A 6,324-nucleotide genomic window follows, 5' to 3' on the forward strand; every position below is an offset into this window, starting at 1 on the left:
CCGCGGCAGCATCTGCGGCAAGACGATGCGCCAGATGATGCGCCAACTGCCCGCGCCGAGGGTCTGCGCCTTGATCAGCTCCTCGATCGGCAGCTCGCGGATGCGAGCCTCGATGTCGCGGGCGATGAAGGGCGCCACGCCGATGGCGATGAGGGTGATCTTCGAGGCCTCATCCAGCCCCAGGGCGATGAACAGGATCGGCAGCAGGGCCAGGGGCGGCACCATGGCGATGGCGGCGAGGAAGGGCGATACGGCGGCCCGCAACAGGGGTAGCAACCCGGCCGCACCGCCGAGGATCAAGCCTGCACTCGCGCCCGCGGCGACGCCCAGGGCGACCCGCTTCAAGCTCGCCAGCGTGTCCGTCCAGAACAGGTAATCGCCCGTGCGCTTGTCGGGCGTGAAGGCCATGCGCTGGAACGCCTCCCCCATGGCGGTGAACGAGGGCAGTAGGCGGTCCTGGGGGTTCTCCGCTAAGCGCAGGCTCGACGCCGTGTGGTAGGCGATGAGCAGCAGCACGAAGGGCAGCACGGCCAAGGCGATGGACAGCCCACGCCCCGGGCGGCGATTGATCAGACGGGTCATCGGCCGACGTCCAGGAGCAGCGGGTCAGCGGCTCGCCGCTGCGGCACCCTCCAGGGACCGGCGCATGTACCGATCGGTGAAGCGCAGTTGCACGTTGCCCGCATCCCCCCACACGGCGCCGTCGGCGAATTCGATGCCGACGAACCCCGCGTTCGGCGCCATCGGACCCAGCAAGCCCTTGTCGAAGGAGAACTCGGCGACGCGCTGCATGGTCTGCTTCGGCGTGGGGCTGGTGACGAAGGCGAGTCCATCGGCCGGGCGCTGGAACATGAAGGTGGTGTCGAGCTGACGGTCGAAGCTCGCGAGATTGGTGCCCGCCGCGGAGGCCATGTGATCGCGGACCGCGGCCTGCTTGGCTTCGTCGTACATCAACGCGATGGTCTCGTACCAGGCACCAGCGAGGGCGTAGCCGAACTCCGGGTGCTCGGTGAGCACGTCCGTCTTGGCCACGGTGAGGTCGAGGATCTCGCCGGGGATCTGGCTCGAGTCGAACACCGCGTTGGCTTCCGGCAGCTGGGTGATTTCCGCCAGCATCGGATTCCAGGTGACCAGCGCTGGCACCGCTGTGCCCACCCACGCGCTCACCATGTCGGCGTCGGCCGTGTTGACCACGGTGATATCGCGCTCGCTCATGTCCACGGAGTCCAGGGCGCGCGCCAGGAGGTAGTGGGAGACGGAGAGTTCGACGAGGTTCACGCGCTGGCCGCGGATGCTCTTAAGGTCTTCCGAGTCGCGCACCACCACGCCGTCGTTGCCGTTGGAGTAGTCGCCCACGATCACGGCCGTGGTGTCGACGCCGCTGGCGGAGGCGATGGTGAGGATGTCCATGTTGGTCACGGTGACCGCGTCGAACTGGCCCGCCGTGTACTGGTTGACCGACTCGATGTAGTCGTTCACCTGAACTACGTCGATCTCGATGCCGTAGCGCTCGGCCCAGCGATCGAGGATGCCCTCAGCGGCGGCGTACTCCCAGGGCATCCAGCCGACGTAGATCGACCAGGCGAGGGTGAAGGTCGGCTTCTCCTTCGCCGCTTGGGCAGCGGGGGCCATGGAGAGGCAAAGCAGCAGCGGGACGAGGATTCGCGCGAGGGCCTTGAGGGGGAGAGGGCGATCTAGCATGGGCTCTTCCATTGAGTGCATTTGGTGCGTGGCGAGGGGCGGGTGCACCCATTTGGTGCTACGCCGGCCCCGCTTGGGTGCGCGCGCGGCGCGATCTGCTGGGCCGCGGGGACCCGCAACCTCACGAGCCGCGACTGCTCCCATGGGCTTGTCGAAAAGTGCAGGTTCCGTGCCACAGCATCGCCCTCGGCCTAGCGCGCACGGGCTGCCAACCAAGGGCGCCACCCCCCGTGGGCCGTGATGTCCTGGGCACCCTGCTCGCAGCCCGCCGCGCCGATGAACCCGACGTAGCTTGCGCCGTCATCCAGGCGCACCTGGCCCAGGCCAAGGGGCGAGGGAATCCCCTGCAGGAAGCTACCGATGGTGTCCGCGGGGAGATCCCACAGTTCCACCTCGATGCGCGCCTCGCTGCTCGGATCGGCGATCAGCGCCGGGCGCTCCGGCGGCCCTCCCGGCAGGGCGAGGAGGCGATAGCCGGGGGCGGTTTGGCAGGCGCGCAGCAGGCGCCCGCCGCGGCTGCGGATCTGGTGGTTGAGGGGCAGGCCGTCCATGTGCGCGCCGGCGAGCACGAGGGGGTAGCCACGCGGGGCCCGCCAGGCCTCGCCGCGGAACATCGCAGCGAGTTCCAGCAGGGCGTGGTCGCTGCCCGCGCCGGCGAACAGGGTCACGCCGAAGGGAAGCGGGGTGGACGGTGTCGGCACGGCGAGCGCGGCGTAGTCGAGGAGGTTCATGAAGTTGGTGAAGCGGCCGAGGGCCGTGTTGACGGCGATCGGTTTTGCTAGCACCTCCTCGAGGGTGGGGAAGCGATCGGCCGTCGGCACCATGATGGCGTCGACCTCGCCGAGGATCGCGTTCGCCGCGGCGCCCTTCTCGCGCAGGGCATCGAAGCCACGGAAGGCATCGGCCGCGTCCTGCTTCGACGCGCCGCCGATGATCGCGGCGGTGACAGGGTGAATCTCTGACGGGTGCGCATCGATGAAGTCCCCGACCGCTACGGCGCGTTCGGCCACCCAGGGGCCGTCGTACAGCAAGTTCCCCGCTTCTACGAAGGGTTTGATGTCGACGGGGACGACGGTGCAGCCGACGTCCACCAGCCGCTCGCACGCTCTGGCGAAGGCGTCGGGCCCCCACTGCGGGTTGGCGAAGGCCAGCTGCTCCGTGAGCGGCACACCGACGGTCGGCGGGTTGGGGAATACCCGTGAGGGCAAGGTTCGGCCGAGGGGGTCTTCACCGTCGATGCCACTCAACAGATCCAATAGGGTGGCGGCGTCCGTGACCGTGCGGGTGAAGGTGGTCACGCAGTCGAGGGATCGACACGCGGGCACCACGCCGGTGGTCGGCAGCAAGCCGCGACTGGGTTTCAGCCCCACCAGGCCGTGGAAGGCCGCGGGGATACGGCCGGAGCCGGCCGTGTCCGTGCCCAGGGCGAAGTCCGCTTCCCCGAGGGCGACGGCCACGGCGGAGCCTGCGCTGGAGCCGCCGGAGATACGCGTCGGGTCGATGGCGTTGCGACACACGCCGTAGGGGCTGCGGGTGCCCACGAGGCCGGTGGCGAACTGGTCCAGGTTGCTCTTGCCGAGGGGGGTGGCGCCGGCGCCCAGCAAGCGCTCGACCACCGTCGCCGAGCGCGTCGGCGTGTAGGCGTAGGCCGGGCAGGCGGCTGTCGTCGGCACGCCGGCGAGGTCGATGTTGTCCTTGATGGCGAAGGTGAGGCCCGAGAGCGCGCCGGCCTCCCGGGTCGCGGCGAGTGACTGGTCGGGCGTCAGACGCGTGATCCAATGCTGATGCGACGCGTTGGCCTCGCTGCGTTGCGCGAGCGCCTGCAAGCGTTCGGGCAGCGCATCCGCCGCCGCGCGCGTGGCCTCGAACGACCCCTCCATCCTGTCTTCCACCTGAGCTCCTCGGTCCAACTGTCACGTTCCTTGCATCTGGGTAAGCAAGGAAGATGCCGACCGCGGGTGCGTCGGCGCTCTGCTAACGATTTCAGGAGGAATGATGGCCATGCGATGGATCTCGGGATGGGGCGCGTTGCTCGCCGCCGGTGTGCTGCTCTCCACAACGGCCTCGGCGGAGACCTCGGCGGTGGCGGAGGCGGTGGTGAAAAAGCGCCTGGCGCGGGCGGAGGGCATGATCGACGCGTTCTACTCCTTCAAACCGAAGCAGCTGTCGCCATTCCTTGAGGATGCGGGCGACTCCGGCCCGCGTCTCATGTACTACCAGGGCTGGGCCGAGGGCGGGAACTACAAGATCGTGCGCCGCGCGCCGTGCGCCGTGGTCGACTCGCCGGAGGTCATCGCCTGTCCGATCACGGTGCAGGACGATCCCGTGATGGCCCTCGGCATGACCTTCAAGGTCACCGACACCTTCACCCTCACCTTCGACGGCATGAAGATCGCCAAGGTGGAAACCAGCTCCGACGACAAGCCCATCTACGGCGAGGCGCGCAAGTGGGTCATCGCCAACAGGCCGGAGGTGATGGAAGGCCCGTGCAAGGGCTTCTACGCCGGCGGCACGACGCCGGGGGCGTGTGCCAAGGCGATGACCGAGGGCTACGCGGCCTTCGCCGCCAGCGACGACTTCCCGGGTCTCGACTGAGTCGGTCAAGCGGTCGTCGGCGAGGCCTGGCCGGCCTCTCGCCGGCCACCACAGGCAACGCGCGAATGATCCGAGCTAGACTCGAGTCCTAGACCGCTCACCCAAACACCCAAGGACGAGGTCCCCATGTCCGACACCACCATCACCGTCAACGGCGAGGTGCGATCCATCGAGGTCGACGACGCCATGCCGCTCCTGTGGTACCTGCGCGATGTGCTCGAACTCACTGGCACCAAATTCGGCTGCGGCATGGGCCTGTGCGGCGCCTGCACGGTGCACCTCGACGGCCGCGCCACGCGCGCCTGCCAGACGCCGATCGCCGCCGCCGTGGGCAAGGAGATCACCACCGTGGAGGGGCTGTCGGCCGACGGTAGCCATCCCCTGCAGAAAGCCTGGCTCGCCCACCGCGTACCGCAGTGCGGCTACTGCCAGGCGGGCCAGCTGATGACCGCGGCGGACTTCCTCGAGCGCAACCCCGATCCCAGCGACGAGGAGATCGACCAGGCCATGGCCGGCAATATCTGCCGATGCGGCACCTACTTGCGCATCCGCAAGGCCGTGCGCAGCGCCGCCGACAAGATGCGGGAGGCCTGAGATGGCACGAGGAGAACTCGAAGCACTGCTCGGCGACGCGCTGCCGGGCGCGAGCCTGCGCGAGGCAGCGGAGTCGTCAGCCGCGAAGTCGGACGCGAGCGCGGACCTAACGTTTTCTGTCGGCAAGCCGACCCGTCGTCAGTTCCTGCAAGCGTCCGGCCTCGCCCTAGGCGGTTTGACGATCGGCCTGTCGGCGAACCAGCAAGCGGGTGCCGCAGCGACGGCGACCACGGCCGATGCGACCGCGGGCTTCCAGCCCAACGCCTGGCTGCACATCGCCGAGAACGGGGACACCACCCTGTGGTGCGGCCGCTGCGAGATGGGCCAGGGAATCAGCACCGCCCTCCCAGCCGCCGTGGCCGACGAGCTGGAAGCGGACTGGGAGCGCGTGACCGTGCTCCAGGGCGATGGTGACAAGGCCAAGTACGGCCCGCAGAACACCGGCGGTTCGCGCAGCATCAACCTGATGCTGGAGCCCATGCGCAAGGCCGGCGCCGCCGGCCGCGAGATGCTCGTGCAAGCCGCCGCCAGTGTGTGGGACATCCCCGCGAACCAGTGCTACGCGCGCCTGCACACGGTGCGCAACCGTCGCGATGGTCGCACGCTTTCCTACGGCGAGCTGGCTGCGGTCGCCGCCACCTTGCCCGTGCCCGAAGCACCCCAGCTGAAGCCGCCGGCGGCGTTCCGCTACATCGGCAAGTCGCTCCCGCGCCACGACCAGCACGCCATCGTCACCGGCACGCGCACCTACGGCGCTGACGTGAAGCTGCCCGGCATGAAGTACGCGGCGATCCGCCACGTGCCCGTGATGGGCGCGACGGTGAAGAGCGTCGATAGCTCGGCCGTCGACGGCATGCGCGGTGTGAGCAAGGTGGTCGAGATTCCCCGCTTCGCCCACGCCTACGGCTCGCTCGGTGGGGTGGCCGTGGTCGCCGACAACACCTGGACCGCCCAGCAGGCCGTGGCCAAGCTCGATATCGAATGGGATCGCGGCCCCCACGCCGGCTACGACACGGAAGCCTACAAGGCGATGCTGGTCGAACACGTGGAGGCACCCGGTGAGGTCGCCTTCACGCGCGGCGAAGTGGACGACGCCCTCGAGGGCGCCGTCGTGCGCCACGCCAACACCTACGTGGGCGGGCATCTCTCGCACTCGCCGATGGAGCCTATGGCGAGCGCCGCCTGGGTGACCGAGGATCGCTGCGAGATCTGGGCCTCCACCCAGGACCCGCAGGGCGTGCAGGAGGCGATCGGCAAGTTCCTCGAGCGCCCGCCGCAGGACATCGTGGTGCACGTGATGGCCTCGGGCGGCGCTTTCGGCCGCAAGTACAAGTGCGACTACGTGCAGGAGGCGGTGACGCTGTCGCTCGCCGTCGGCGCGCCCGTGCAACTCACGTGGACCCGCGAAGAGGACACGCGCACCGGCTACTACCA

General features: G+C 69.0%; 6 protein-coding genes. 3 read left to right on the plus strand and 3 right to left on the minus strand.

Features of this window, described 5'->3' with window-relative positions:
- From AAF184_24170 to atzF, 3 genes are all read right to left on the minus strand, one after another.
- On the minus strand, positions 1–582 hold a 582-nt coding region (locus AAF184_24170; protein ID MEO0425452.1), incomplete at its 3' end, for an ABC transporter permease subunit.
- Positions 583–606: 24 nt separating this feature from the next.
- Positions 607–1,701, minus strand: coding sequence for a putative urea ABC transporter substrate-binding protein (locus tag AAF184_24175; GenBank protein ID MEO0425453.1), 1,095 nt, complete (start codon positions 1,699–1,701; stop codon positions 607–609).
- A 191-nt stretch (positions 1,702–1,892) separates the two neighbouring features.
- The gene (atzF, locus tag AAF184_24180; GenBank protein MEO0425454.1) at positions 1,893–3,593 is read right to left on the minus strand and encodes an allophanate hydrolase; all 1,701 of its coding nucleotides are present in this window, start codon (positions 3,591–3,593) and stop codon (positions 1,893–1,895) included.
- A 103-nt stretch (positions 3,594–3,696) separates the two neighbouring features.
- On the opposite strand from atzF, the gene AAF184_24185 reads away from it, so the two are divergent.
- The 3 genes from AAF184_24185 to AAF184_24195 form a co-directional block, all read left to right on the plus strand.
- A complete protein-coding gene (locus AAF184_24185; protein ID MEO0425455.1) occupies positions 3,697–4,296 on the plus strand; it encodes a hypothetical protein in 600 nt (199 codons plus the stop codon).
- Positions 4,297–4,422: 126 nt separating this feature from the next.
- On the plus strand, positions 4,423–4,890 hold the full coding sequence (locus tag AAF184_24190) for a (2Fe-2S)-binding protein (protein MEO0425456.1): 468 nt from the start codon (positions 4,423–4,425) through the stop codon (positions 4,888–4,890).
- Between the two features lies 1 nt (position 4,891).
- Positions 4,892–6,324 (plus strand): molybdopterin cofactor-binding domain-containing protein (locus tag AAF184_24195; GenBank protein MEO0425457.1); only part of this gene is annotated, 1,433 nt, incomplete at its 3' end.

The organism is Pseudomonadota bacterium (assembly GCA_039815145.1).
Taxonomy (GTDB): domain Bacteria; phylum Pseudomonadota; class Gammaproteobacteria; order Steroidobacterales; family JBCBZW01; genus JBCBZW01.